The organism is Chryseobacterium sp., from assembly GCF_019236175.1.
GTDB lineage: Bacteria > Bacteroidota > Bacteroidia > Flavobacteriales > Weeksellaceae > Chryseobacterium.
Window position 1 is genome coordinate 14,548 of sequence record NZ_JAFAJM010000014.1, and the last position, 25,837, is coordinate 40,384.

A 25,837-nucleotide genomic window follows, 5' to 3' on the forward strand; every position below is an offset into this window, starting at 1 on the left:
TAATTTACCACTTTTTTAACATTATTTTTTCTTAACATTGCAAACTTTTAAGAATGATTATATAAAAAAATACAGATACCTACATTTTAAATTTACAATTATTTAAAATACAGTAGATGTAAAAAGAAGTACATTTGCAGATTAAACAATATTAATAATAACTCTAAGAGAATGAAGAGATTTTCGAGTCTGTTTGCCATCATTTTTTCAATCATGGCATTCTCACAACAACAAGGAAAACTGAAAAAAGTAGCCACCGTAGGATTTTTAAATGTAGAAAACCTTTGGGACACCATTCGTTCAGCAGATTATATCGACGGGACTAAAGACATCAGAAACCCGGCATTCCACAGAAGTATTCCCTATGACTCTATTAAATTTTTAGAGGCTGAAAAATATGACGGGCCGTGGAGTGACAGTGCTTTAAAGGGGAAAAAAGTAGTCAGATATCAAAGTGGTTCTGAAGAATTCACTCCTAAAAGTGCTAAAAATTATGGTTCTAAAATTTACAAGGCAAAACTGGCCAACGAAGCTAAAGTAATCTCTGAACTTGGGGCACAGTATACGAACACAGCGCCTGCTGTGGTAGGCTTAATTGAAGTTGAAAACAGACAGGTTATCGAAGATCTGATCAACGAACCTGCTTTAAAAAAGTATAATTACGGGATTATCCATTACAACTCTTATGACTACAGAGGAATTGATGTTGCCCTGATCTATCAGAAAAGAAGATTTACACCCAGCAATTCATTGAAAAAAGAGCTGAAGATTTTCGGTGATGACGGAAAAAGAGAATATACGAGAGACATTCTGGTTGTAACCGGGTTCTTAGATAATGAAAAAGTTGCATTTTTCATGAACCACTGGCCTTCAAGAAGAGGAGGTGAAGCGATTTCCTTACCGAAAAGAAATGCTGCCGCTGCTTTATTGAAACAACAAATGGACAGTGTAAGAGCTGCAGATCCATCGACAAAACTTTTTGCAATGGGTGACTTTAACGATGATCCGGTGAGCTCAAGTTTAAAGAACTACCTGAAAGCTCAGGCCAGTCCAAAAGATTTAAGCGAAACAACCCCTTACTTAAACCTGATGTACCCTTTATACAAAAAAGGAGTGGCATCTTTGGCATATCAGGACGCCCCTAACCTTTTTGATCAGATTATTGTTTCTAAAAACTTAATTTCTGATCAGGCAACCAAGGAATACTCTATTTATAAAACCGAAATTTTTGCTCCGGCTTATCTGGTAAATAAAGAAGGAAATTATAAAGGCTATCCTTTCAGATCCTGGAATGGCGATCAGTTTACGGGTGGTTATAGCGACCACTTCCCCGCATTCGTTGTTCTTCAGAAAGAACCTTAAAAAAAAGCACTCATCCGGGTGCTTTTTTTATGTAAATTTATAGGTATGAAAAATATACTCTTCTTATTATTCATCGTCTTTCTTCCTTTTAGCTGTACTGCACAGAACCATCCTAAAAGCGAAAAAGATAAGTCAGAAATGAAACCTTCAAAAAATGAAGACGGAGAATGGGATCTTACCGTAATAGACACCCAGTTTGACTACTTTTTAAATGCCATCGCCAAACCCATCAGTCAATATTCCGAATCTTACCTGAAAAACAAAAATACATTTCTGGTCAATGAATGGAACAGCTATTACAATTCCGGAAAATACAGAAACATCATAGAATCAGGCATAGACTATGACCCCCGGGAAAATTACGGGATTAAATTCGAATACAAACTTTATCAGGTTTTCGCTTATGTAAAGTGGAAATACGGATTAAAAATGCAGGGATTATCAGGAAGTGATGCTGTGAGATAATCATATTTCACTCCAAATAAAAAGGTTCAGAAAGTCTCTGAACCTTTTTATTTTTTATAATAGCTGAAAATTATTTGTTGAATAACTCCTCTACTTTATCCCAGTTTACTACATCAAAGAATGCAGAAACATAATCAGGTCTTCTGTTCTGGTAGTGTAAATAATAAGCATGCTCCCAAACATCCAATCCTAAAACCGGAGTTCCTTTAACGTCTGCAACAGGCATTAACGGGTTATCCTGGTTTGGAGTAGAAGATACCGAAACAGAACCGTCAGCATTTTTTACCAGCCAAGCCCATCCTGAACCGAATCTTGTTTTTGCAGCATCAGAAAAGTCAGTTTTGAATTTATCAAGACCACCATAATTTTCGATAGCAGCTTTTACATTTCCTACAGGCTCTTTGCTTCCTCCAGGAGTTAAAATTTCCCAGAATAAAGAGTGGTTAAAGTGACCTCCTCCGTTATTTCTTACTGCCGGCTTATCTGTTCCTGTCTTACAGATTTCTTCAATCGTTTTTCCTGCTAATTCAGTTCCTTCGATCGCTTTATTTAAATTGTCAATGTATGCCTGGTGGTGCTTTGTATAATGGATTTCCATAGTTCTTGCATCGATAGTAGGCTCTAATGCATCGTATGCATATCCTAATTTTGGTAATTCAAATGACATAATCTTTATTTTTAATGTTATAACCCAAAATTAACCAATATTTAAGGTATTATCAAATACTGGGGATTACTTTAATAAATCTTTAACATTGACATATTGATTTAGAATGAATTAAATTTTAAAATATTTATTCTACATGATTATATTTCTTTTAAAACAAAAAGCACGAACCATAAAATATGATGCGTGCTTTTCTATTTAACAATAATTAAATTTATTTATTCATGGACATCAGGAATTCCTCATTGTTAAGAGTTCCTTTGATGTTTTTATCTACAAATTCCATTGCTTCAACAGGATTCATTTCAGAAAGATATTTTCTTAGAATCCACATTCTCTGGGATGTTTTTTCATCAAGAAGAAGATCATCTCTACGCGTACTGGACGCTACAAGATCAATCGCAGGATAGATTCTTCTGTTCGCAATTTTTCTATCCAGCTGAAGTTCCATATTACCGGTACCTTTGAATTCTTCGAAAATAACTTCATCCATTTTTGACCCGGTATCGATAAGTGCCGTTGCAATAATTGTCAGGGATCCACCGCCTTCAATTTTTCTTGCCGCTCCAAAGAATCTTTTCGGTTTATGAAGAGCATTGGCATCCACCCCTCCGGAAAGTACTTTTCCTGAAGCAGGAGTAACCGTGTTATACGCTCTTGCCAGTCTGGTAATTGAATCTAACAAAATCACCACATCATGTCCGCATTCTACCATTCTTTGTGCTTTTGCAAGAACAAGGTTGGCTACTTTTACATGTTTTTCAGCAGCTTCATCAAATGTAGAGGCAATTACTTCCGCATTCACACTTCTTTCCATATCCGTCACCTCTTCAGGACGTTCATCAATCAAAAGAACCATCATGTATACTTCCGGGTGATTGGCAGCGATAGAGTTGGCGATATCTTTAAGCAACATGGTCTTACCGGTTTTAGGCTGAGCAACAATCATTGCTCTTTGTCCTTTACCAATAGGAGCAAATAAATCTACAATTCTGGTTGATACGGTAGATCCGCTTCCTGCAAGATTAAATTTCTCTTCCGGGAAAAGCGGAGTAAGATATTCGAAAGCAACGCGGTCTTTAATAAAAGCAAGATCACGCCCGTTAACTTCAGTAGGTTTTAGTAATGAAAAATATTTTTCACCTTCTTTAGGAAGCCTCACAATTCCTTTAACTGTATCTCCGGTTTTTAACCCAAAATTTCTGATTTGTGCAGTAGAAACATACACATCATCTGGAGAAGAGATATAACTAAAATCTGAAGAACGTAAGAATCCGTAATTATCCGGTAATATTTCTAACACCCCCTCAATACTTACCATACCATCGAAATTGAATTCTTTTTTATGGTCATGTGAGTCCTCTGCCTTTTCAGAATGCCTGTTTTGATTCTGATGTTGGTGTTGGTTCTGATGCTGGTGTTGCTGATGTTGCTGGTTTTTATGCTGATTTCCGCCGTTCTGCGGGTGGTTGTGTCCTTTTTGAGGTCTGTTAGCCTGTTGTTGAGGATTGTTGTTAGGCTTTTCTTCTGCCTGAACAGGCTCTTGGGATTCTGTGTTTTTAGGAGTTTCTGTTTTTTCCTGGGCTACTTCGGTATTTCCCGCATTTGTAGAAACTCTTTTCCTTTTCTTTTTGGCTGCGGCTGAAGGTGCTTCTGCTTCCTCCGCGACTACCGTTTCAGCTTTTGGCTCTTCTGGTTTTACTTCTTCAGAAGCCGGTACCTTTTCTTCTACGTTTTCCTCTACTTTTGGTTCTGTCGGTGTTTTTGCGGTTGCTCTCGGCTTAGCAGGAGCTTTTTTAGGGGCAGCTTTTTTTGCCGGGGCTTTCACAGGTTTTTCTGCTGTAGCCTCTTCAGTATTTATGCTGGTTTCTGTGGCGTTGAAATAATCTTTAGCAACTTTAGGGTTAGAAGCCTGAAAGTCAAGAATTGCAAAGATTTTATCATTCTCATTGCTGGTTCTTGCAACTTTAACGCCTAAATCCTTTAAGATTTTAGTCAGTTCCGTTACGGATTTTGACCTTAACGTTTCTATGTTAAACATACTTAATGTAAAAATGTAATTAATTGTGAGTAAGAAAAGTAAGTCCGGTGACTTTGGTTTTCAAGTACATTGTATAATGCAAATCTACACTTATTTTTGAATTGTGCAAAATTTATGTTATTTTTGCCAAGAATTTAATATTCAATGCTACAGAGAATACAGACAATATGGACATTACTGGCAGTTTTAGCTGCTGTTTTTCTATTCATCACGGGACAGGATGTTACCGTTTTTGGTGCCGTTCCCGTTATTAATATCAGTTGTATTATACTGGTTTTAGCCGGAGCATTAAGTATTTTTAGTTTCAAAAACAGAAAAAGACAAATTTTGCTGAATACCATCAGCATCATTATAAACGTTTTGTTGATTGGTGTATTGGCGTACTGGCTGCTAAACTTATCCGGAGGAATTCATTTTCCTGAGAAGGGTATTGAGCCGATTTTCCCATTAATCGCGGTAATCTGTCTGCTTATTGCAAACGTATACATCCGCAAAGATGAGAGGCTCGTAAAATCTGTAGACAGACTTCGATAGCCTTACAACGATTTTTTGAGTGAGAACAGCTTCTTTTTAGGAGCTGTTTTTTTATTGATGAAAATTATACAATTGGTTATCTCTGGTACAGATCAATTAATTTATGTAACTTCCTGCAACTTTTCGGTAAAAAAAGCGACAGATTATATAACTTTAATTAAAGACAATGAAAAAGTTCACTTATCTTACGGTATCATTTTTCTCAATATTTACATTTGCCCAGGAAGTTTCAAAACAAAGAATTGAAACTGTACTGTCTACTTTAGCTTCCGATGAAATGAGAGGCCGGGAAATCGGCACCCAGGAAAATGAAAATGCAGCCAATTATATAGCAAAACTTTTTAAAGAAAATAATTTAGAATATTGTACAGGCAGTTCTTATCTGGTCCCATTTGATTATAAAGGAAAAACAGTCTATAATGTATGCGGGATCAAAAAAGGAAAATCTGATCAGTATTTAGGATTCTCCGGACATTTTGACCATATAGGTACCAGCAACAAAACCGGAGATAATATTTACAATGGTGCTGATGATGATGCCAGCGGCATTACAACATTAGTAGGTATTGCAGATTATTTTAAAAACAAAAAAACGGATTTTTCAATGGTCTTCATGGCTTTCAATGGGGAAGAAAAAGGAATGCTGGGCTCAAAAGCTATTTCAACAAATCAGAATCTGGATTATATTTACAATAAGATGACGGCACTTTTCAATTTTGAAATGGTAGCTACCGAATCTCAATGGGGGAAAAATGCATTATATATGACGGGAGATGATCTTTCGGACTTTGATGAATTATTCAATAAAAATGCAGTAAACGGGCTGACTATACATGCTGATCCCTATATAGGACAACAGTTATTTTACCGTTCGGATAATGTCAGTTTTGTCAAAAAGAAAATCATTGCCCATTCTTTCTCAACGGTTGACATGACGAAAGCCACTCATTATCATCACGAAAATGACGATATCAATATCGTAGATTTTAATAATATGACCCAGATCATTAATAACTTTGGAAAAACACTGGAAAAATTAAATCCAAAAAACTTTAGCCCAAAGTATAATGACCAGGTAAAATTTTAAAAAGCATACTATAAAACCGCTACTCCAGCGGTTTTTATTTTGTCCGTATCTTTCACTATTCTGCATTTCAAAAGACCTATTGTACTTCAAAAAGCAACCACAAGACCATTGAGTTGTAACAAAAATGCTCTTTCTGAAACATATCAATTAAAGTAAAACAGGATTAAGAACGTCTTATCTTTTAATTTTACGTAATTTTGCTATCCAATTTTTTCATTGAATGAACGAATATAAAAAAATCTTAAAGTTCGCGAGGCCGCATCAAAAATACATCTACGGAAGTTTATTTTTCAATATTCTTTACTCCGTATTTCAGATTGCTTCTTTAGGGACAATTCTGCCGGTTTTAGGAATGCTTTTTGGCACTATCAAACCGGAAAAATACGAAAAGCCACCCGTGTATTCCGGTGAAATCATTGATTTCTTCTCTTATTTAAAAGAATATTCCAACTATTATGTACAGAACTTGGTGGATCAGTATGGTGCACTGACAGTTCTTGCATGGCTGTGTATCGTGACAGCCTTTATGTTCTTACTGAGAAATGCTTTCAGATATTTCGGGGCCTACCTTTTAATTAATTACCGGGTAGGGGTCACAAAAGATCTTCGTGGGGCGATGTACAGAAAAATACTTTCTTTACCGGTTTCCTTTTTTACAGAGAGCCGTAAAGGAGATTTAATGTCCCGTATGTCTAATGACGTAGGTGAAGTGGAAGGAAATATTTTAGGAAGTTTAATAGAATTGATCAATGCCCCTTTTATGCTGATCAGTACCCTGGTTACATTATTCTTCTTGAGTCCGGAAATGACTCTGTTTTCATTACTGGTACTTCCTGTCATGGGAACGATGATCGCCCTGGTTGGAAAAAGCCTTAAAAAGGATTCTCATGAAGCACAGCATGAAATGGGAACCATATTTTCTATCGTAGATGAAACATTAAAGTCATCAAAAGTCATTAAGATCTTTAATGCTGAAAAAATCATGGACAACCGTTTCATGAAATCTATGAACAGATGGATCTCCAGTTCAATCAGCCTGGGAAGAAAGAAAGAACTGGCTTCTCCGATGAGCGAATTCTTAGGATCTATTACCTTTTTGATCATCGCGTGGTATGGAGGAAAACAGATTATTGTTGAACAAAGTATTTCTCCTGCAGACTTCCTCGTATTTTTAGGAATGTTCTTCCAGATCTTACCGCCGGCAAAAAGTTTATCTACCGCCATCTCTAATGTTCAGAAAGGGGAAGCTTCCCTGAAAAGAGTATTGGAAATTCTGGATGCTGATGTGAAAATTGAAGAAGTGGCAGAACCGGTTTCTATTACTACCCTTCAACACAATATTGAATTTAAAGACATCGGCTTCTATTATGACAAAGCTAATCTGATTCTTAAAAACTTTAATTTAACCATACCCAAAGGAAAAACCGTAGCATTAGTAGGACAAAGTGGAAGCGGAAAAACAACAATTGCCAATCTTCTGGCAAGATTTTATGATGTTTCTGAAGGAGAAATCTTAATTGACGGAACAGATATCAAGCATCTGAAATTAAAAGAATACCGCCAGCTTCTGGGAATGGTAACCCAGGAATCTGTGTTATTCAATGATTCCGTGTATAATAATATTTTGATGGGCAAACCTGATGCCACCAGAGAAGAAGTGATTGCAGCCGCTAAAATTGCTAATGCAGACGCTTTTATTTCCAATCTTGCAGAAGGATATGACACCAATATCGGAGACGACGGAAACAAACTTTCAGGCGGACAGAAACAAAGAGTTTCCATTGCAAGAGCCGTGTTGAAAAACCCACCGATTATGATTCTTGATGAAGCTACTTCTGCATTGGATACGGAGTCAGAAAGATTTGTACAGGATGCTCTTGAAAAAATGATGGAAAACAGGACTTCCCTGGTGATTGCCCACCGCCTTTCAACCATCCAAAAAGCAGACTGGATCGTAGTAATGGAAAAAGGAGATATCGTAGAACAGGGCACACACCACGATCTGATTGCTAAAAAAGGAATGTATCACAAGCTCGTTGAGCTTCAGAACTTTGACTAATTTTTTATTATAATGAATCCCATACAAGAGTATTTCTACAGAATCGAAGAGCCTGAAAGAAGTACTCTTTTATTTTTGCGAGAAAAAATATTAGGCTCCGACACTGAAAACATTACAGAAACTTTTAGCTTCGGGCTTCCGTTCATCAAATACAAAAAGAAAATGCTGTGTTATTTCTACTACAGCAAGAAATATAAAAAACACTATATCAGTTTTTACCATGGTGACCACCTTGATTATCCGGAATTGATTCAGGATGGCAGGAAAAAATTTAAAATTCTTTTAATTAATGTGGAAGAAGACTTACCACTAGACTTTATCTTAAATCTGCTGAATGAGATAAAACAATATATTAAGGCCTAACTCCATCTCATTTTAGAGTTAATTGCAAAGTTTTTTGTCATATACAATAGATGCCTGTTCACTAATTATCGATCTATAAAAGCTTTTTACTATTCCAGTTTAATCCATTTATATTGACTTGCCGTCTGAATTTTATACCAGTACCCTGGTTTTCTATCTACAATATTAAAAGTTTGAGGATCAAAATTGATATAATCAGAAGAAATTATTGTGTCTTTAAACGCTCTTATTTTATAATTTAGATTGATATTATTGGAAGGTAGCCAAAAGCCATATTTTTTGGTAAGATTATATTCATAAAACGTTGCAGTAGCATATCCATTACTTAAGGTATAATCCATGAAACCAAGCCACCAATTTGCAGGTCGAGCAACAGCACTTCCATCTAAATTGCCTGTCACTTTATCATGATAGCTAGATACCACATCCCCTTGAATTCCTATAGGAATTGTTGGATTTCCTAGTTTAATACTATCAAGAATATATTTATAATCAATAGCGTAATTACTGGGTAAATTATCTTTACTCCAATCTTGTGAAGAAGTCTGAATGAAAAAGACATCCGGATTAACAGTAGAAATAATTCGACGCATATCTAATCCGAAGTATTCTTTTATTCCAGCTAAGTTACCTCCTTTTATTCCAATTCCCCATGCAGCAAAATAAATATTAGGATTAGCCTCATTAATAGCTTTTTTCATTTGTTGATTAAAATTTATTACGGCATCCGACCTAAACTCTACCCATTGTTTATAATAAATAGTATTTTTTTTAATGGTTTCAAATGTTAAATTTTGTTTAGGAATAAAATATTTATCGGCAAATTGATCAATAGTAGATTTACTTACATCCCCATAAAAACGTTTTTTAGGCGACTGAGCGTCGATAGTTTCCCACTCTGGGAAGTAAGATTCTGCAAATTCAATACCATCAAAAATATTAGAATATTTATTCGCTTTATTAAGTATATTCTTAATTCTTTCAGCCTGCCAATCAACATAATCCTTATTATGAAAAGAATAAAGATGTGTTGTATTATCTATTGAAGAAGGATCAAGCAGCTCCATTTTCCATCCGTCTCCTCCCGGAATTGCATTTCCGTAAATACAATTTCCTAATAACATCAACCAAATTTTAATTCCGCTATTTTTTATTGCCTGAAGATAGTTTGGTCTAAGTAATTTGTCATTTTGGGTACCATCCCAATATTCTGCAACAGTATAGTGCACAGAATTAACACCAGTCCTTTTTAAATCCTCTACCAATTGCTCTGGGGATACCTTACCAATATTATCTATGAAAGCAGGATCTATTTGAACCGAGCGCCCATTCATTCCAGTTGGTATTGAGCGGGTTATTTTTGACTTGACTGCCCTATTTTCTTCCGGTGTAAGCATAGAAGAAGAAACAAATCTATCTTCCTTACATGAATAAGTTTCCAGAACAAAAATCCCTATACAGATAAATTGCAATAAATTTTTCATTCCTTAAATACATTTGTGTTAATCTATATTTTATAAAAGCTCTAAATAAAAAATATTTTCCTTAATCAAAACCAACATAAAACATTGATATATAAATAGTTAAATATATTAAAAAAAATAACAACTCTATATTATCAATATTCTTGGTGAATAAAATTTGTTAGATTATATCTTTAATTTCCATTGATACATACTTTCAATATAGCATAGGTAAGTTATTATGCAAAAAAATAAGCACTGCTAAAAAACAGTACTTATTTTAATCTATATGATTTATGGTAAATCTTAACTTTTCAATTTGGCAATAACGTCCAAGCCTCCTGTCGTAATGTCTCCGATCTTACAAACGATCTCAGTGTCCAAAGGCAGGAATACATCCATCCTTGAACCGAATTTAATAAATCCGAATTCATGTCCGGCTTTTGCCTGATCTCCTTCATTACAGTAGAAAACAATCCTTCTTGCTACATATCCTGCAATCTGTCTGAAAACCACTTTATGATGGGTTAACGTTTCAACAGCCACGGTTGTTCTCTCGTTTTCCGTAGATGATTTTTCGTGCCATGCTACCAGATATTTACCCGGGTGGTATTTTTTATAAATAACCTGTCCTGTAACCGGATATCGGCAGATATGCACGTTAAGAGGAGACATGAAGATAGAAACCTGAATTGCTTTTCCTTTAATAAATTCATTTTCTTCCACTTCTTTGATCATCACCACTTTTCCGTCAACAGGAGCGATAACATTTTCTTTGTGATCAAGAATACTACGGTTTGGCACTCTGAAGAACCAGAATACAAGACAGTAAATAACCAACAAAGGCATGATGATCACTAGTGACCATATTTTAAGGAAATAAATCGCTAACACACCCAATATGAAAAAAAGGATGGTTGCCACAGTAATGGTTCCTTTTGATTCTCTATGTAATTTCATGAGACTATATAAATTTTTCTAAAATAAAGTACAAATATACGACAGGAACACAGATTATGAAACTATCCAGCCTATCTAAAACACCACCGTGTCCCGGAATGATGTTTCCACTGTCTTTCACCCCGAAATTTCTTTTCAGCTGGCTTTCTACCAAATCTCCCAACGGAGCAAAAGCAGCTACCAGAAACCCTACGATCATCCAGTTCCCTCTGAGTTCAGGCTGATAATGCTCTATAAAATAAGACAAAACCAATGTCAGAACAACTCCCCCTGCATACCCTTCCCAGGTTTTCTTGGGCGAAATTTTAGGTGCCATTTTATGTTTACCAAAGAACTTTCCTACCAGATAAGCGAAAGTATCGCTACTCCAGATCAGAATAAACAGAAATAAAACTTCTAAGGAAAATGTATCATTATAGCTTGAGAACTTAGGCAGGCCTAATGCGAAACTAAAGGGTAAAGCCACATAAATGACGGTAAAAATCAGTTTCCCGCTATCGTAATACAATTCATTAGGATATTTGAATAAAGTCACTACAGCAATCCCTATCAATGCCAGTGCAAGAATTTCACTGAGCCTGAAATCAAAAAAGAAATCATGGCTGAAATATCTTTTTGAAAAAATATAAAATATAAAAATGACCAATGGGAATACTACCCATTTTTCATATCCTTTTCCGAACTTCATTATTTTAACACATTCCCATGTACCAACAACCAGCAGCAAACTGATCAGCGCATGATAAAGGTATTCCTGTTTAATAAGGCCCGGAGAGATGTTATTGATCAATTGTGCTCCAAGCGGAGTAGTACAAAGAATGATGATAGCTACATAAGCAATACCGGAGATCGTTCTTTGAATAAGATTTTTGTCCAAAATTTTAAATTTAGAAGTACGTGTGCTTAATCTTCAAGCAGTAATAAAAACAGTTTCGGATTGGAACCTGAAGAACCGTCTAATTTGGATTGTCCTCCGCTGATCGAAGTAAGATTCTTGATATTTCCGTTCCTTTTTATTTTCCCCATAGCATCATTAAGGTTGTTCACAATCTGTGAAACATTGGCAATAATAATAATTTTATCAGGCAGCCTTGAAGAATGATAGTGGAGAATATTATTATGAGAAAGCATAATTCTTCCGTCATAGGCAATCAGATATTCGCATGTGATAAATGCGGCATTATTGGATGTCTGAAGTTCTGAAGTATAAGTAGACTTCACTACATTTAAAAAGCTTTGAAGCTCTTTATCCCAACAAAAAAGGTTATTAATACCTTCTATCTTGATAATTTGATTTAAAGTTTGTAGAGCTTCCGCCTCATCTGCACAATAATTAAAAAATCCCCCCGAATGCGTAAATAATTGCGCAAACTTATAGTCGAGATCCGCATTTTTTAGCGAATCCCCAAGCTTCTCCAGACTCTGTTTTTCCTCTTCCTCAGGCTGGTTGGTAAGTTTGCTTACAATCCTCTTGAATAAATTCAACTTAATCTATTTTTAGTCAACTTTATACAAAAATAGAAAATTAATTACAATAGCATCCAAAATATCTCCTTAAATATGAAAAAACCTGACAATTTTAAAATTATCAGGTTTTTTCTATCCTAGTTTTAAAGGTTTTTTAAAGTTGTGTCGGACTTTCCGGAGCCTGTATTTCGCTCTCTTCCTCCTTTTCTTTAATCAGGGGAATATCCAAGACTGCCTGCTGTTCCTTTTCAGGAATTGTATTGGTTACAGGTTTTTCTGTCAGTTCAGGATCCCATGCTCTCTTTCCGAATATTTCCTCTAAATCTTCACGGAAGATTACTTCTTTCTCTAAAAGCTTATTAGCTAACGCATCAAGTTTATCTTTATTTTCCGCAAGGATTCTTACAGCTCTTTCATATTGATTTTCAATAATTGATTTAATCTCTGCATCAATTTTAGTAGCTGTTTCTTCAGAATAAGGTTTACCGAAAGAATATTCAGACTGGCCTGAACTGTCGTAATAAGAGATATTACCGATATTCGGGCTTAGTCCATAAATCGTCACCATAGCCTGAGCTCTCTTCGTTACTGTTTCCAGATCGGAAAGTGCGCCGGTAGAAATATTATTGAATATAACCTGTTCTGCAGCCCTACCTCCTAATGTTGCACACATTTCATCCAACATCTGTTCTGTAGTGGTAAGCTGTCTTTCTTCAGGAAGATACCATGCTGCCCCTAATGAACGTCCTCTTGGAACAATGGTTACTTTTAAAAGAGGAGAAGCATGTTCTACCAGCCAGGAGATCGTAGCATGCCCTGCTTCGTGGTAAGCCACTCTTCTCTTTTCAGAAGGTTTGATCGCTTTATTTTTCTTTTCAAGACCTCCAATGATTCTGTCTACGGCATCCAGGAAATCCTGTTTGCTTACAGAAGTATGGTTGTTTCTCGCAGCAATCAATGCTGCTTCGTTACATACATTTGCAATATCAGCTCCGCTGAATCCCGGTGTCTGTTTCGCCAGAAATTCTCTGTCTACATTATCATCAAGTTTGATTTTCTTCAAATGAACATCAAAAATCTGTCTTCTTTCGTGAAGTTCCGGAAGATCTACATAGATAGAACGGTCAAAACGTCCGGCTCTCATTAAAGCTTTATCAAGAATATCTGCTCTGTTGGTTGCAGCCATTACAATAACGTTGGTATCTGTTCCGAAACCATCCATTTCAGTAAGAAGCTGGTTCAATGTATTTTCTCTTTCGTCATTCCCGCCGGAGAAATTATTTTTCCCTCTAGCACGCCCTATCGCATCAATCTCGTCAATAAAGATAATCGCAGGAGATTTAGCTTTTGCCTGAGCAAAAAGATCCCGTACTCTTGAAGCTCCTACCCCAACAAACATTTCTACGAAGTCAGAACCTGAAAGTGAGAAGAAAGGAACTTTAGCTTCACCTGCAACAGCTTTAGCCAATAAAGTTTTACCGGTTCCCGGAGGCCCTACTAAAAGAACTCCCTTAGGGATTTTCCCACCCAGTTTGGTATATTTTTCAGAGTTTTTCAAGAAATCTACAACTTCCTGAACTTCTTCTTTAGCCCCTTCCAATCCTGCAACATCCTTAAATGTTACCTGAATTCTTTCTTTTTCGTCAAAAAGTTTAGCTTTGGATTTTCCAATCGAAAAAATTTGTCCGCCAGGACCTCCGCCGCCGCCCATCTTTCTGAAAAGAAGGAAATAGAATAGTCCTAAAATTGCAATCCAGATCAATGCAGATACTAAGATATCCATGAACGGGTTTTTACCTGCTCCGTAATCTTTTGTAGTTTTAATCGCCGGACTGGCAGCTTTAATCTGATCAAATTTTTGAAGGAAAAGCTGAAGATCTCCATATTTCACAGAATAATCTGCTTTAGGAGCCATTTCCAGTGCGGAAAGAGGGTTGTTTTCATTGGCAGGTTTGCTTACCGTTGCTGATTTGGCAGCTTTAGTAAGGAAAACGTCAGCTTTTTCAGTGTCTTTGTATATAATTATATTCTGGACTTTCCCCGCCTGCATTTCTCTAAAGAAACCATCTTCATCAATAGATTTTGCACTATCACCTCCTAAAAAATTAGAGCCAAAAAATAGCAAAAGAGCTATGATTGCAATAGGAAAGAACCAGTTGAATCCTTTGTTATTCATTTATACTTTTTAAAATTTTACAATTAGTTTTCGATTCTGGTAATGACTGCGTCACCCCAAAGTTCTTCTATGTCGTAGTACTCACGTACCTGTTTTTGAAATATATGAACTACTACTGAAACGTAATCTACAAGTACCCACATTGCATTTTCCGTACCTTCCACGTGCCAAGGTCTGTCCTGAAGTTCGTTTCTTACTTTCTTCTCTACACTACCTGCTAATGCAGCTACCTGTGTATTTGAATTTCCACTACATATGACGAACGTTTCTGCTACGGAGTTTTCAATATTGGAAAGGTCAAAGATCATAATGTCTTCCCCTTTTACGTCCTGGATAGCTTCAACGATTTTATCTATTAATGCTTGTTTTTCTACTGTCTTATTCATTAAAAAAATACTATAATCTGCAAATTTATTGTTTTTTCTTTACTTTAACCTTACTTTTACCCCCTTAATGTCTTAAAGTTTTCTTAAATGAGCCAACTATTCTCCCTGAAAGAATGTTCTTCTACTAATGACGAAATATCAAAGTTTTTACTTTATGAGAATTCAGATTTTACAGGCCTTTATACTTTTAATCAGACTAAAGGCCGCGGTCAGTATGGAAATATATGGATTCCTACTGCCGGAAAAAACCTGGCTTATACGCTGGCAGTAAAGACTCAGAACATTCTTTGCTCCGACTTTATATTCAATTATTATACCGCAATTATTGTCAGAGACTTCCTTGCCAAATTGGCTGATCATGACGTAAAAATTAAGTGGCCTAATGATATTATCCTTAAAGGTAAAAAAATCGTTGGAATTTTAATTGAAAAGAAAAAAATTAATCAAAATAATTATTTCATCATAGGTGCCGGAATTAATATTCTTCAGGATCAATTTGATGAAATATCCAACGCAGGATCGCTCCTGACGCAAACAGGGCACGCATTTGACCTGGAGGACTTCACATTAAGACTTCATGAATATCTTCTTGAAAAATTAAAAAACATTCCTTCAGACCGGGAAATCCTGGACCGCTTTAATAAAAACCTGTTCCGAAAAGATGAAATTTCAGTTTTTGAAATTGAAAAAGAAAGACAAAATGGCATTATCCGCAATGCAGATGAAAAAGGAGAACTCTGGATCGAACTGGAAAACGGAATGCGCTCTTTTTATCATAAAGAGGTAAAACTTCTTTACTGATTTGCTCTTTTGATGTATAAATAAAGAGTAAGCGGTAAAAACACCAGATTAGGCAGCCACATAGCCAACGCCGGAGGTAAACTTTTATTTTCGGAAACTACTTTCAGCGCTTCAAATGAAAACACAAAAAGAAATGCCAGAGAGATCCCTATAGCAAGGTTTATTCCCAGCCCGCCTCTTTTCTTTTGCGATGACAGCGAAAGTGCAAGAAACGTAAGAATAATAATAGAAACAGGCATAGAAGTCCTTTGATAAAGCTCATTGAGATAAGAATTCAGGTTAGAGTTTCCTCTCGCTTTTTCTCTTTCTATGAATTTCAACAGCTCAGGAGTTGTTTTATTTTGTCCTAAAAGTTCATTCGGGAAAAGTTCATCCGGTGAATGTCCGTAGTTTTTCCTTAGCTCTACTCCATTCCCAAGCTTTTCCGTATTGTCTTTGTTGATTGTTTTTTCAAGATAACTGTTCAGTACAAACTGCTTTTTAGTCTGGTCCCAGTATACTTCACCAGCTTTCAGTTCGTAAATCATTCTTCTGTCTTTATCAAACTTCTGATAAACAAAGCTGGAACCTCTTTTTTCTCTTTTATTCCATGATGCTACGAAGATATATTCTGTCTTGCTAAGCTGTGAAGAGGCAGGAGCTGTTCCTAAAATCTTCTCTTTATTGGCCGCATTATAAGTATAAGCTTCAAGCTGATTTTTCTTAATATTAGCCCACGGAAGCACCAGATGGTTGACGGTAAGCGACATCAGGGCAATCAGAATGGATGTATACAGATAAGGTTTAGCAAACCTGTGAAAGCTGGCCCCACTACTGATAATCGCTACAATCTCCGTATTATTAGCCATCCTGGAGGTGAAATAAATCACAGTAATAAACACCAGAATAGAGAGAAATGTTACCACAAGATTAATGATCCAGAAAGGATAAAAATGGATCAGAAAATACACCAGATCAAGTTTAGGGTCGATAGCCTTAGCATTTTCTATCCTGGGTATTTTTTGCTGAACATCAATCACTAGCACCACTATAGACAGCAGTATCAGCATGAAACTGAAAGTTCCAAGATATTTTTTGATGATATATCTGTCTATTATTTTAAGCATAGTCTTTTAGAGTCTTTGTCTAAGAATTGGAACTACTGAATTTTTCCACTCATAGAAATCTCCCGCTATGATGTGCTCTCTCGCTACTTTAACCAAATCAAGGTAAAATGCCAGGTTATGGATAGAAGCAATCTGTTTTGCCAAATATTCTTTGGATACAAATAAATGGCGAAGATATGCTTTTGAATATTCTTTGTCTACGAAGCTTGTACCCAACTCGTCCAGTGGTGAAAAATCGCGTTTCCACTTCTCATTTTTAAGGTTCATCACCCCTTGCCAGGTGAAAAGCATTGCATTTCTGGCATTTCTGGTAGGCATTACACAATCCATCATATCAATACCCAGCCCGATAGATTCAAGAATATTCCATGGAGTTCCCACTCCCATCAGATATCTTGGTTTTTCTTTCGGCAGAATATCGGTGACTTCATCTGTAATTCTGTACATTTCTTCTTCAGGCTCACCCACAGAAAGTCCGCCGATTGCATTTCCTTCTGCTCCGGCTTCGGAAATAACTTCTGCAGAAATTTTTCTTAAATCAGAATAGGTAGATCCCTGTACAATTGGGAAAAGCCTTTGCTTATGGCCGTACAGCTCAGGATGATCATTCGTCCAGTCAATACATCTTTTTAACCAACGGTGCGTAAGCTCCATTGATGATTTTGCCTGGTTATAATCACAAGGGTAAGGAGTACATTCGTCAAAAGCCATAAAAATATCAGCCCCTATCTGTCTTTGAATTTCCATTGATCTTTCCGGAGAAAACATGTGATAACTTCCGTCGATATGAGATTTAAATCTCGCTCCTTCTTCCGTCATTTTTCTGTTGCTTGCCAACGAAAATACCTGAAAACCTCCGGAATCTGTCAGAATAGGAAGATCCCAGTTCATAAATTTATGTAATCCTCCTGCATCCTGCATGGTTTCCATACCCGGACGAAGATATAAGTGATATGTATTTCCCAAAATAATCTGGGCTTTAATGTCTTCTTTTAATTCTCTCTGATGAACTGTTTTTACACTTGCTACTGTTCCCACAGGCATAAAAATGGGAGTTTGTATTTTCCCGTGATCTGTGGTTATTTCTCCGGCTCTGGCTTTTCCTTCAGAGGTTTTCTCTATAGTAAAAAATTTCATTAGTATGCTTTTAAATTATCGCTGTAGCGATTCTTATTTTGTTAAACAGAAGTCTCTATCAATATCTCATCAGGGTAGGTGACCCTCCGTTTTTCTGTTTATCTTTTATGTATTTATCTGCCTTAGGATCTTTTTTAAGCAATATTTCCTGGGCGTTATCCGCAATGCCTTTCATTTCTTCTTTGATAACATAATATTTAAAACTTTCGACAAAGTCTTCAGGTTTTACTTTATGAGAAGCGAGGATATATCTTGTACCGGCCTCTATATTAGAGTTCTGGTACATAAATGTTGACTGATCATTGATCTGAAGATCGGCTAATACTTCAGCCATAAGCCCCTTATCGATCAGATTTTTAGGCTTATCGATATAATCATTGCATGAAAACAAGCTCAGCAAAACGAAAATAAAAATCAGCTTTTTCATCAGTTTCCTTTTAGTATGATTAATGATCTGATGAAACTTTGCATCCACATGCTCTGTTTCATAATCGGTTGATGATGGACTTCCATTTTAAATTCAAAACTCCAAAGACAGCTTCATGGATGATTCCGCCATTCATTTTACTCTCCCCCAGAATTCTGTTTGTAAATATAATGGGAACTTCTACAATCCTGAAATTCTTTTTATAGGCTCTGAACTTCATTTCTATCTGAAATCCATATCCTTTTAATTTCACAGTATCCAACCCTATTTCTTCCAGCACTTTTCTTGAAAAACAAACAAATCCTGCCGTAGTATCATGGATCGGCAGCCCCAGAATAAATCTCACATATCTTGATGCAAAATAGGAAAGCAGTACTCTTCCCATCGGCCAGTTGACCACATTTACTCCTTTTGAATATCGGGATCCTATAGCCATATCTGCATTGAGGCATGCTTCAAAAAGTTTAGGCAAATCATTAGGGTTGTGTGAAAAATCGGCATCCATTTCAAAAATATAATCATATTTATTTTCGATTGCCCATTTAAAACCATGAATATAAGCCTTTCCAAGCCCGTCTTTTGTGTGTCTTACCGACAAATGAAGATGGTGCGGAAATTCTTTTTGCAGTTCTTTCACAATCCCGGCGGTTCCATCCGGAGATGAGTCATCTACCACTAGGATGTGAAAATCATCCTCCAATGCAAAAACCGCGGAAATAATATTTTTAATATTTTCCTTTTCGTTATATGTTGGGATGATAACCAGTTTTTTCATTTCAGTTTGCAAAGATAGTTTATTTAACCTTTTTATTTTATACAAAATAATCTATAATTTTGCAAAAAAATATTTCTCATCATTTTAAATGTTTTATAAGGTTTTGTCTGCATACCTCTTAATAATGTATTAAAATAATAAGGGATATATTTAGCCACGGATAATTCGGTAATAAAATGTATGCCAATTTGTGTTATTTGTAGTTAAATAAAGAATAAAAAAAACTTAAATTTTGCCATCACAACCATTTATTAACCACGTAAGATTGCCCGAAAACAATGATTGGGTAATTTTTATATTGCTGGGGTGCATATTTTTATATGTTTTTATGATGAACATCATAGAAAGAGATGCCAGTCTGAAAGATTTTCTGCTTCAAAAATATTTTGATGCCAGCAATAATCTCCCAAGCTGGATCATCACTTCATGTGTCACCGCACTTAGTTTATCGGTATTACTATCCCAATATATTCCGGTAGTTCCTAAATACATTGCAGATCTTCAGCTTTTTGGATACCAGCTTAATAAGTTCGGATATACTTTTCTGGCTGTCGTATTTTTTTATCTGATTAAATCGACATTAGGTTTTTTATTTTATCAAAGCATAGGAGATGGAAAAAAATGGACCATTTTTTATTTTACCTCCACTAAATTTTACTTCATCCTTTCATTTTTGTTAATTATTCTGTGTATAGCCCATTATTACTTCCCTATAGACAGAAATAAAATATTTTTTTACTATTTCTTCTTCTTTTCTTTTGTATTCATATTCAAAGTTTTTTTCTATTTATTTCACAAGAACAAGATTCTTCCGGAGAAATGGTATTATAAATTTTTGTATATTTGCACCCTCCAAATCGCACCATTATTACTGCTTTGGAAATTGTTATTTTTTTAATAAATGTCAATGATGAGAATAAAGTCCATATTGGTTTCTCAACCAGCGCCTAGTGAGTCTTCTCCATATTTGGATATAGCGAAGAAGGAAAAAATAAAGATTGATTTCCGTCCTTTTATCCACGTCGAAGGAGTTGACAACAAAGAATTAAGAACGCAGAAGATTGATCTGACGCAATACACTGGAATTATTTTTACCAGTAAGAATGCGATTGACCATTACTTCAGACTTGCAGAGGAACTGCGCTTTGCGGTTCCGGATACGATGAGATACATCTGCCAGTCCGAAGCTATTGCCAACTATCTTCAAAAACATATTGTATACAGAAAGAGAAAGATCAGCTTTGGAGAGAAAAACTTTTCGGATTTGCTTCCTCTTTTCAAAAAATTTCCTACCGAAAAATATCTGTTGCCATCTTCAGATGTTTTAAGTCCGGATATTGTAAAAACTTTAGATTCGGCAAATATAGACTGGACCAGAGCGATTATGTACCGCACGGTTTGCAGTGATCTTACCGATATCAGTATTAAAGATTACGATATGCTGATTTTCTTCAGCCCGCAAGGAATCAAGTCTCTTCAACAGAACTTCCCTGATTTCAAGCAGGATGAAACAAAAATCGGAGTTTTCGGAAATACTACTTTAGCGGCAGCGGAAGATGCGGGATTAAAAGTAGATTTAATGGCGCCAACGAAGGAAACGCCTTCTATGACGATGGCCCTTGAAAAATATATTAAAGCGCTTCATAAATAAGCTTTAATACCAAGAAAAAAAACCGTCTTTTCAGCATTGAAAAGATGGTTTTTTTTTACCTAAATTTGAACAAGAATTAATATTGAACGAAACGCGGGCCTAAAATAATTACAAAAAAGAGGCAAAGACGTAAAAAATTAAATATACTGATGAAAGCTCCACAGGCAAAAAAAATAGAAAAAATATTAGAAACACACGGTGATCAAAGGATCGACAATTATTTCTGGCTTAATGAAAGAGAAAATCCGGAAGTCATCCGATATCTTGAAGAAGAAAACGCCTATGAAGAATTCATCATGAAAGACACGGAACAGCTTCAGGAAGACCTTTTTGAAGAAATGAAAGCCCGTTATAAAAAAGACGATGAGTCTCTTCCTTATTTCTTCAATGAGTACTGGTATATTGTACGCTATGAAGAAGGCAAAGAATATCCTATATTCTGCAGAAAACATAAAAGCCTGGATAATCCGGAAGAGATTGTACTTGATGTGAATATTTTGGCAGAAGGTGAAGATTTCTTTGAAGTAGGAAGTGTAGCAGTAAGCCCTGATAATACACTGGCTTCTTTTTCCTCAGATAATGTAGGAAGAAGAATTTACACCCTTAATTTTAAAAACCTGGAAACAGGAGAAATACTTGCTGATAAAATTCTGAATACAACGGGAAAAACCGTATGGGCCAATGATAATAAGCATGTATTTTACATCAGAAAAGACAAGAGCCTTCGTGCATTTCAGGTATACAGACACGAATTGGGAACAGACCCTTCAGAAGACATTTTGATTTTCCATGAAGAAGATGACACTTTTGATGTGAATGTTTTTAAAACAAAATCATTACAATATATTTTCATCGCCAGTTCCAGCACAATTTCAGATGAACATCATTTTATCCCTTCTGACAATGTTTTTGCAGACTGGACAGTTATTCAGCCAAGAATAGATGATCTTGAATATTCTGTGGAACATTACGAGGATGAGTTTTATATTATTACCAATGCCGATGATGCGATCAATTTTAAAATTGTGAAAACAAAGATCGATAACTGTGGCATGGAAAACTGGGTTGATGTGATTCCACACCGTGCTGAAGTTCTGTTGGAAGGATTTGAAATTTTCAGAGACTACCTTGTCCTTGAGGAAAGAGAAAAAGGCTTGTTACAGATCAAAATTATTGATGAAAAAACAAAGGAATCTTATTACTTACCTTTCTCAGATCCTACTTACACCGCTTATATCGGGATCAATCTTGAGTTTGACACGGAAGTGTTACGTTACGGCTATACTTCACTGACACAGCCAAGCTCAACCTATGAATATAATATGAAGGAAAAAACCACAAAACTTTTGAAACAACAGGAAGTTTTAGGCGGAAATTTTATTCCTGAGAATTATATTTCCGAAAGAATATGGGCAGATTCCCGGGACGGAAAAACAAAAATCCCAATTTCTTTAGTCTATCATAAAGATACTCCAAAATCAGCAGACACTCCTCTGCTCTTGTATGGATATGGAAGTTATGGACATACGGTAGATGCCAGCTTTTCCAATGTAAGATTATCAATACTGGACAGGGGCTTTATTTATGCCATTGCCCATATCCGTGGTGGAGAATATCTGGGAAGAGAATGGTATGAAGACGGAAAAATGCTGTTTAAGAAAAATACATTCTTTGATTTTATTGATGCCGGAAAATACTTAATCAAAGAGAGCTACACCTCTTCCAGACATTTATATGCGATGGGAGGAAGTGCCGGAGGTCTTTTGGTAGGAGCTGTTGTCAATTATGAGCCTCAGTTATTTAACGGAATTGTAGCACAGGTTCCTTTCGTGGATGTGGTAAGTACTATGCTGGATGATACTATTCCTCTGACAACCGGAGAATATGATGAATGGGGAAATCCGAATGACAAAGAGTACTATCATTATATGAAAGACTATTCTCCCTATGATAATATAGAAGCCAAAGATTATCCTCATATGCTGATCACTACAGGCTTCCATGATTCACAGGTACAATACTGGGAGCCGGCAAAATGGACAGCCAAATTAAGAGAATTAAAAACAGATAATAATATCCTGATCTTTAAAACGGATATGAGTTCCGGGCACGGAGGAGCCAGCGGAAGATTTGAATCTCTCAAAGAAGATGCACTCGAGTATGCTTTTCTTTTGAAAATTGAAGATGCTAAAAATTAGAAAAATGAACGAATCCGAATATTGGAAAAAAATAGAACAGTTCTTTGAAAACCACTTCGGAACTGAAAAAAACCCGCCGATAGAAACTCTTTTATTTTTAATAGGGCTTCAGGAGCTGGGGAGCGGCCAGCAAAAATACACAAAAGAAGACAAGGTTAATTTAATTCATATCGCGGTTTGCAGATTACTGGAACCGTTCGGATATTATAAATTTACTCATTACGAAGACGGATGGCCTCAGTTTGAAAAGCTGGAAGATCTTCCGGAATTAAAACCTAATGAGCAGACTTTACTGATGAAAAAGGCTATTATTCAATATTTTCAGGAGGAAGAATTAATTTGATTCTAAACCTATTGAATAATGATGCATATAAAAAAGACGGGCTAAAGCCCGTCTTTTTTATATGCATCATTGATATATGTATAACTATCCTATAATCTCTTCAAGCTGATTCAGCCCCATTGTAAAACCTCCTTCAAATCCCATCTCCATCATTTTATTCATGATTTCCTGTGACTGATAATAAATGTTTATGGTTATTTTCGTTCCTTCTTCTATTCCGGTAAATCCGATCACCCACTTTGAGCGCGGGGCATTGTCATCAACATTTCCGTTTTCATCACAAAAAGCACTGGTCCAATCAAAGCTCCTATGTTCTGTAATTTCACCATATTTTGACTGGGAATAGGCCTTTTCTCCATTCGGTCCTACCATAGCATACAACCATATTCCGTCTTTTCTGAAATCCTGATTTATAGTTTCACATCTCCAGGGTCTGGGTCCCCACCACTGATCCAGTAATCCGGATTGGGTAAAATAATTCCATACTGTTGAAACATCTGCTTTATAAATTTTCATTACATAGGCAGTATTCGAGTCAAAATCTTTGTTGAAAATGATATTAGATTCCATAAATAATTATTTTTAATAAAGTTAATTCTTTATTTATTGAAAGGACTTTTCATATGACAAGTAAACAATAATTCATAAATAATTGTTAAAAAACAGTCTTTTAAGAAAAAAAATACAATTTTCTGGCGCGTTTTTTGTTTATCAACTCTTAAAATAATTAATTTTAACATTCATTTTTTCAACATATATAAAATTAGATAATGAATAATAAGTTCATCCCAATAATTTCGGTGTTTATGACAATCTCACTGATTGTCTTTGTTACGCTCCAATTTTATTGGCTGAAAGGTTATTACGGCGCGTTAGAACAGGATTTTTCGAACAAAGTCTATACCGTTCTGGAAAACACTTCAAAAAGTATTGAAGAGATTGAAGCGGATAAATACCTGAATAAAGACAATAGAAATACAATTCTTGCCAACAGCAGCCAGCCTTCTTTAACGACTATTCAACAGGTGGAAGATTCCGGCACTCAAAGACAGATCATTTATTCTAAGAATATCATTTCAAAGACTCAGCTTCCTATTTCTCAAAAAGGAGATTCTGTGAAGCTGACCACATTATATACTGATGAAGCAGCCTATAAGATCAAAAAAGATACTACCAACCGGGAACTTCTTACAGCTGATCTTAATAAAGATATTGAGAACGGGGATTATGCCATCAAAGAATTTGTAAAGGTATATGGAAATAACCTCCCTATTGCTAAAAGAGTGGATCCTGTTATTTTGGATTCAGTGATTGCCAAGGAACTGAAAATAAAAGGAATCACGGCAAAATTCGGGTATGGAATTGTAGATCAGAATAATAAGCTCACCAGTATTGCCAATAAGGCCTATAAAGAAAAAAAGGATAACAGTACTTATACATATCCTCTTTTTACGGATACAAAGGACCGTACTTTATATAGTCTTGCTCTGGTATTTCCTAAAAAAGAATATTCACTGGCTATGAACAACTGGCCGATGTTGCTGGGTACTTTCCTTTCACTGCTGACGATTTTGGGAATTTATATTATTTCCATCAATTATATGATGAGACAGAAAAAACTTGCCGAAGTAAAAACCGACTTTATCAACAATATGTCTCATGAATTTAAAACTCCGTTGGCAACGATTTCTGTAGCAACAGACTCTTTAGCAAATGATAAAATTGCCACCAATCCTGATAAAGTAAAATATTATTCGGAACTGATTAAGCAGGAAAATCTGAGGATGAAGAAACAGGTAGAAAATGTTCTCAATATGTCTAAGCTGGAAAGAAACGAAGTCAATCTGTTTCTGAAAGAAACCAATGTAAGGGAACTGATCAAAAAAACAACTGAATCTTTCAACCTGATTGTAGAGCAGAGAAACGGCTCGCTTACTCAAAAGTTTAATGCCACTCATTACACATTTAAAATAGATGAGTTCCATATCTCAAACATGCTGGTCAATTTACTGGACAACGCCAATAAATATTCTCCCGAAGCACCGGAAATTCATGTAGAAACAAGGAATGAGGGACACTGGTATGTTATTGAAGTTTCGGATAAGGGAATGGGAATGGAAACCCAAAATAAGACAAAGATTTTCGAAAAATTCTTCAGAGAAGAAACCGGAAATATACATAATGTAAAAGGACAGGGCTTAGGTCTTTCTTATGTTAAAAAAATTGTAGAATTGCACAAAGGACAGATTATCGTAGACTCTCACAAAGGAAAAGGAAGTACGTTTACGATAAAGCTGCCAATGAGCTAAATAATAAGTAAAAAATCAAATAACAAAATAGAGAAGATAGAGTGAAAAAAGTTCATTCTT

The 25,837-nt window shown here is 35.8% G+C and carries 25 protein-coding genes; 12 read left to right on the forward strand and 13 right to left on the reverse strand.

What is annotated here, in order from left to right:
* Window positions 1–171 precede the first annotated feature (171 nt).
* Both JO178_RS11135 and JO178_RS11140 read left to right on the forward strand, forming a co-directional pair.
* Window positions 172–1,362 (forward strand): endonuclease, encoded by a 1,191-nt coding sequence (locus tag JO178_RS11135; protein WP_291935389.1) that lies wholly within the window; start codon window positions 172–174, stop codon window positions 1,360–1,362.
* A 45-nt stretch (window positions 1,363–1,407) separates the two neighbouring features.
* Window positions 1,408–1,827 (forward strand): DUF6146 family protein, encoded by a 420-nt coding sequence (locus JO178_RS11140; protein ID WP_291935390.1) that lies wholly within the window; start codon window positions 1,408–1,410, stop codon window positions 1,825–1,827.
* Between the two features lie 70 nt (window positions 1,828–1,897).
* Here JO178_RS11140 and JO178_RS11145 read toward each other — a convergent pair whose 3' ends face one another.
* Window positions 1,898–2,494, reverse strand: coding sequence for a superoxide dismutase (locus JO178_RS11145; protein WP_291935392.1), 597 nt, complete (start codon window positions 2,492–2,494; stop codon window positions 1,898–1,900).
* A 214-nt stretch (window positions 2,495–2,708) separates the two neighbouring features.
* Entirely contained in the window at window positions 2,709–4,535 is a 1,827-nt protein-coding gene (gene rho, locus JO178_RS11150) for a transcription termination factor Rho (protein ID WP_291935394.1), read from the reverse strand.
* A gap of 144 nt (window positions 4,536–4,679) precedes the next feature.
* On the opposite strand from rho, the gene JO178_RS11155 reads away from it, so the two are divergent.
* The 4 genes from JO178_RS11155 to JO178_RS11170 all read left to right on the forward strand — a co-directional run bounded on the left by JO178_RS11155 (window position 4,680) and on the right by JO178_RS11170 (window position 8,578).
* Window positions 4,680–5,069, forward strand: a complete 390-nt coding sequence (locus JO178_RS11155; protein ID WP_291935395.1) for a DUF4293 family protein — start codon at window positions 4,680–4,682, stop codon at window positions 5,067–5,069.
* A gap of 166 nt (window positions 5,070–5,235) precedes the next feature.
* Window positions 5,236–6,156 (forward strand): M28 family peptidase, encoded by a 921-nt coding sequence (locus JO178_RS11160; protein ID WP_291935397.1) that lies wholly within the window; start codon window positions 5,236–5,238, stop codon window positions 6,154–6,156.
* 220 nt (window positions 6,157–6,376) lie between these two features.
* Window positions 6,377–8,215 (forward strand): ABC transporter ATP-binding protein, encoded by a 1,839-nt coding sequence (locus JO178_RS11165; protein ID WP_291935399.1) that lies wholly within the window; start codon window positions 6,377–6,379, stop codon window positions 8,213–8,215.
* 12 nt (window positions 8,216–8,227) lie between these two features.
* A complete protein-coding gene (locus JO178_RS11170) occupies window positions 8,228–8,578 on the forward strand; it encodes a DUF1801 domain-containing protein (protein ID WP_291935401.1) in 351 nt (116 codons plus the stop codon).
* A gap of 89 nt (window positions 8,579–8,667) precedes the next feature.
* Here the strand turns inward: JO178_RS11170 and JO178_RS11175 are convergent, their stop codons facing one another.
* From JO178_RS11175 to rsfS, 6 genes are all read right to left on the reverse strand, one after another.
* Window positions 8,668–10,062: a hypothetical protein gene (locus tag JO178_RS11175; protein ID WP_291935402.1), complete on the reverse strand. Its 1,395-nt coding sequence runs from the start codon at window positions 10,060–10,062 to the stop codon at window positions 8,668–8,670.
* Window positions 10,063–10,347: 285 nt separating this feature from the next.
* Window positions 10,348–11,001 carry a phosphatidylserine decarboxylase family protein gene (locus JO178_RS11180; protein ID WP_291935403.1) on the reverse strand — a complete coding sequence of 218 codons (654 nt, stop codon included), beginning with the start codon at window positions 10,999–11,001 and terminating at the stop codon, window positions 10,348–10,350.
* A 4-nt stretch (window positions 11,002–11,005) separates the two neighbouring features.
* Window positions 11,006–11,878, reverse strand: coding sequence for a phosphatidate cytidylyltransferase (locus JO178_RS11185; RefSeq protein ID WP_291935405.1), 873 nt, complete (start codon window positions 11,876–11,878; stop codon window positions 11,006–11,008).
* A gap of 26 nt (window positions 11,879–11,904) precedes the next feature.
* Complete coding sequence (locus tag JO178_RS11190; RefSeq protein ID WP_291935407.1) at window positions 11,905–12,486, reverse strand: LUD domain-containing protein; 582 nt, start codon at window positions 12,484–12,486, stop codon at window positions 11,905–11,907.
* A 136-nt stretch (window positions 12,487–12,622) separates the two neighbouring features.
* Window positions 12,623–14,644 carry an ATP-dependent zinc metalloprotease FtsH gene (gene ftsH / locus JO178_RS11195; protein ID WP_291935409.1) on the reverse strand — a complete coding sequence of 674 codons (2,022 nt, stop codon included), beginning with the start codon at window positions 14,642–14,644 and terminating at the stop codon, window positions 12,623–12,625.
* A 23-nt stretch (window positions 14,645–14,667) separates the two neighbouring features.
* Complete coding sequence (rsfS, locus tag JO178_RS11200; protein WP_291935411.1) at window positions 14,668–15,030, reverse strand: ribosome silencing factor; 363 nt, start codon at window positions 15,028–15,030, stop codon at window positions 14,668–14,670.
* A gap of 87 nt (window positions 15,031–15,117) precedes the next feature.
* Between rsfS and JO178_RS11205 the strand changes: the two genes are divergently transcribed.
* On the forward strand, window positions 15,118–15,831 hold the full coding sequence (locus tag JO178_RS11205; protein WP_291935413.1) for a biotin--[acetyl-CoA-carboxylase] ligase: 714 nt from the start codon (window positions 15,118–15,120) through the stop codon (window positions 15,829–15,831).
* Here the strand turns inward: JO178_RS11205 and JO178_RS11210 are convergent.
* From JO178_RS11210 to JO178_RS11225, 4 genes are read right to left on the reverse strand one after another with little or no spacing between them, the layout of a single operon-like run.
* Window positions 15,825–16,937: an LptF/LptG family permease gene (locus tag JO178_RS11210; RefSeq protein WP_291935415.1), complete on the reverse strand. Its 1,113-nt coding sequence runs from the start codon at window positions 16,935–16,937 to the stop codon at window positions 15,825–15,827. The genes JO178_RS11205 and JO178_RS11210 overlap by 7 nt on opposite strands.
* Before the next feature lie 6 nt (window positions 16,938–16,943).
* A complete protein-coding gene (tgt, locus tag JO178_RS11215; RefSeq protein WP_291935417.1) occupies window positions 16,944–18,074 on the reverse strand; it encodes a tRNA guanosine(34) transglycosylase Tgt in 1,131 nt (376 codons plus the stop codon).
* Window positions 18,075–18,132: 58 nt separating this feature from the next.
* Entirely contained in the window at window positions 18,133–18,501 is a 369-nt protein-coding gene (locus JO178_RS11220; protein WP_291935419.1) for a DUF4296 domain-containing protein, read from the reverse strand.
* Between the two features lie 58 nt (window positions 18,502–18,559).
* Window positions 18,560–19,276, reverse strand: a complete 717-nt coding sequence (locus tag JO178_RS11225; protein ID WP_291935421.1) for a polyprenol monophosphomannose synthase — start codon at window positions 19,274–19,276, stop codon at window positions 18,560–18,562.
* Between the two features lie 265 nt (window positions 19,277–19,541).
* On the opposite strand from JO178_RS11225, the gene JO178_RS11230 reads away from it, so the two are divergent.
* The 4 genes from JO178_RS11230 to JO178_RS11245 all read left to right on the forward strand — a co-directional run bounded on the left by JO178_RS11230 (window position 19,542) and on the right by JO178_RS11245 (window position 23,468).
* Complete coding sequence (locus JO178_RS11230; RefSeq protein WP_291936425.1) at window positions 19,542–20,174, forward strand: DUF4271 domain-containing protein; 633 nt, start codon at window positions 19,542–19,544, stop codon at window positions 20,172–20,174.
* Window positions 20,175–20,186: 12 nt separating this feature from the next.
* Window positions 20,187–20,927, forward strand: a complete 741-nt coding sequence (locus tag JO178_RS11235) for a uroporphyrinogen-III synthase (RefSeq protein WP_291936427.1) — start codon at window positions 20,187–20,189, stop codon at window positions 20,925–20,927.
* 149 nt (window positions 20,928–21,076) lie between these two features.
* The gene (locus JO178_RS11240; RefSeq protein ID WP_291935423.1) at window positions 21,077–23,125 is read left to right on the forward strand and encodes a S9 family peptidase; all 2,049 of its coding nucleotides are present in this window, start codon (window positions 21,077–21,079) and stop codon (window positions 23,123–23,125) included.
* Window positions 23,126–23,129: 4 nt separating this feature from the next.
* A complete protein-coding gene (locus JO178_RS11245; protein ID WP_291935426.1) occupies window positions 23,130–23,468 on the forward strand; it encodes a hypothetical protein in 339 nt (112 codons plus the stop codon).
* 84 nt (window positions 23,469–23,552) lie between these two features.
* Here JO178_RS11245 and JO178_RS11250 read toward each other — a convergent pair whose 3' ends face one another.
* Entirely contained in the window at window positions 23,553–24,038 is a 486-nt protein-coding gene (locus JO178_RS11250) for an SRPBCC domain-containing protein (RefSeq protein ID WP_291935427.1), read from the reverse strand.
* A 200-nt stretch (window positions 24,039–24,238) separates the two neighbouring features.
* Between JO178_RS11250 and JO178_RS11255 the strand changes: the two genes are divergently transcribed.
* A complete protein-coding gene (locus JO178_RS11255; RefSeq protein ID WP_291935429.1) occupies window positions 24,239–25,777 on the forward strand; it encodes a HAMP domain-containing sensor histidine kinase in 1,539 nt (512 codons plus the stop codon).
* The last annotated feature ends 60 nt before the right edge of the window (window positions 25,778–25,837 follow it).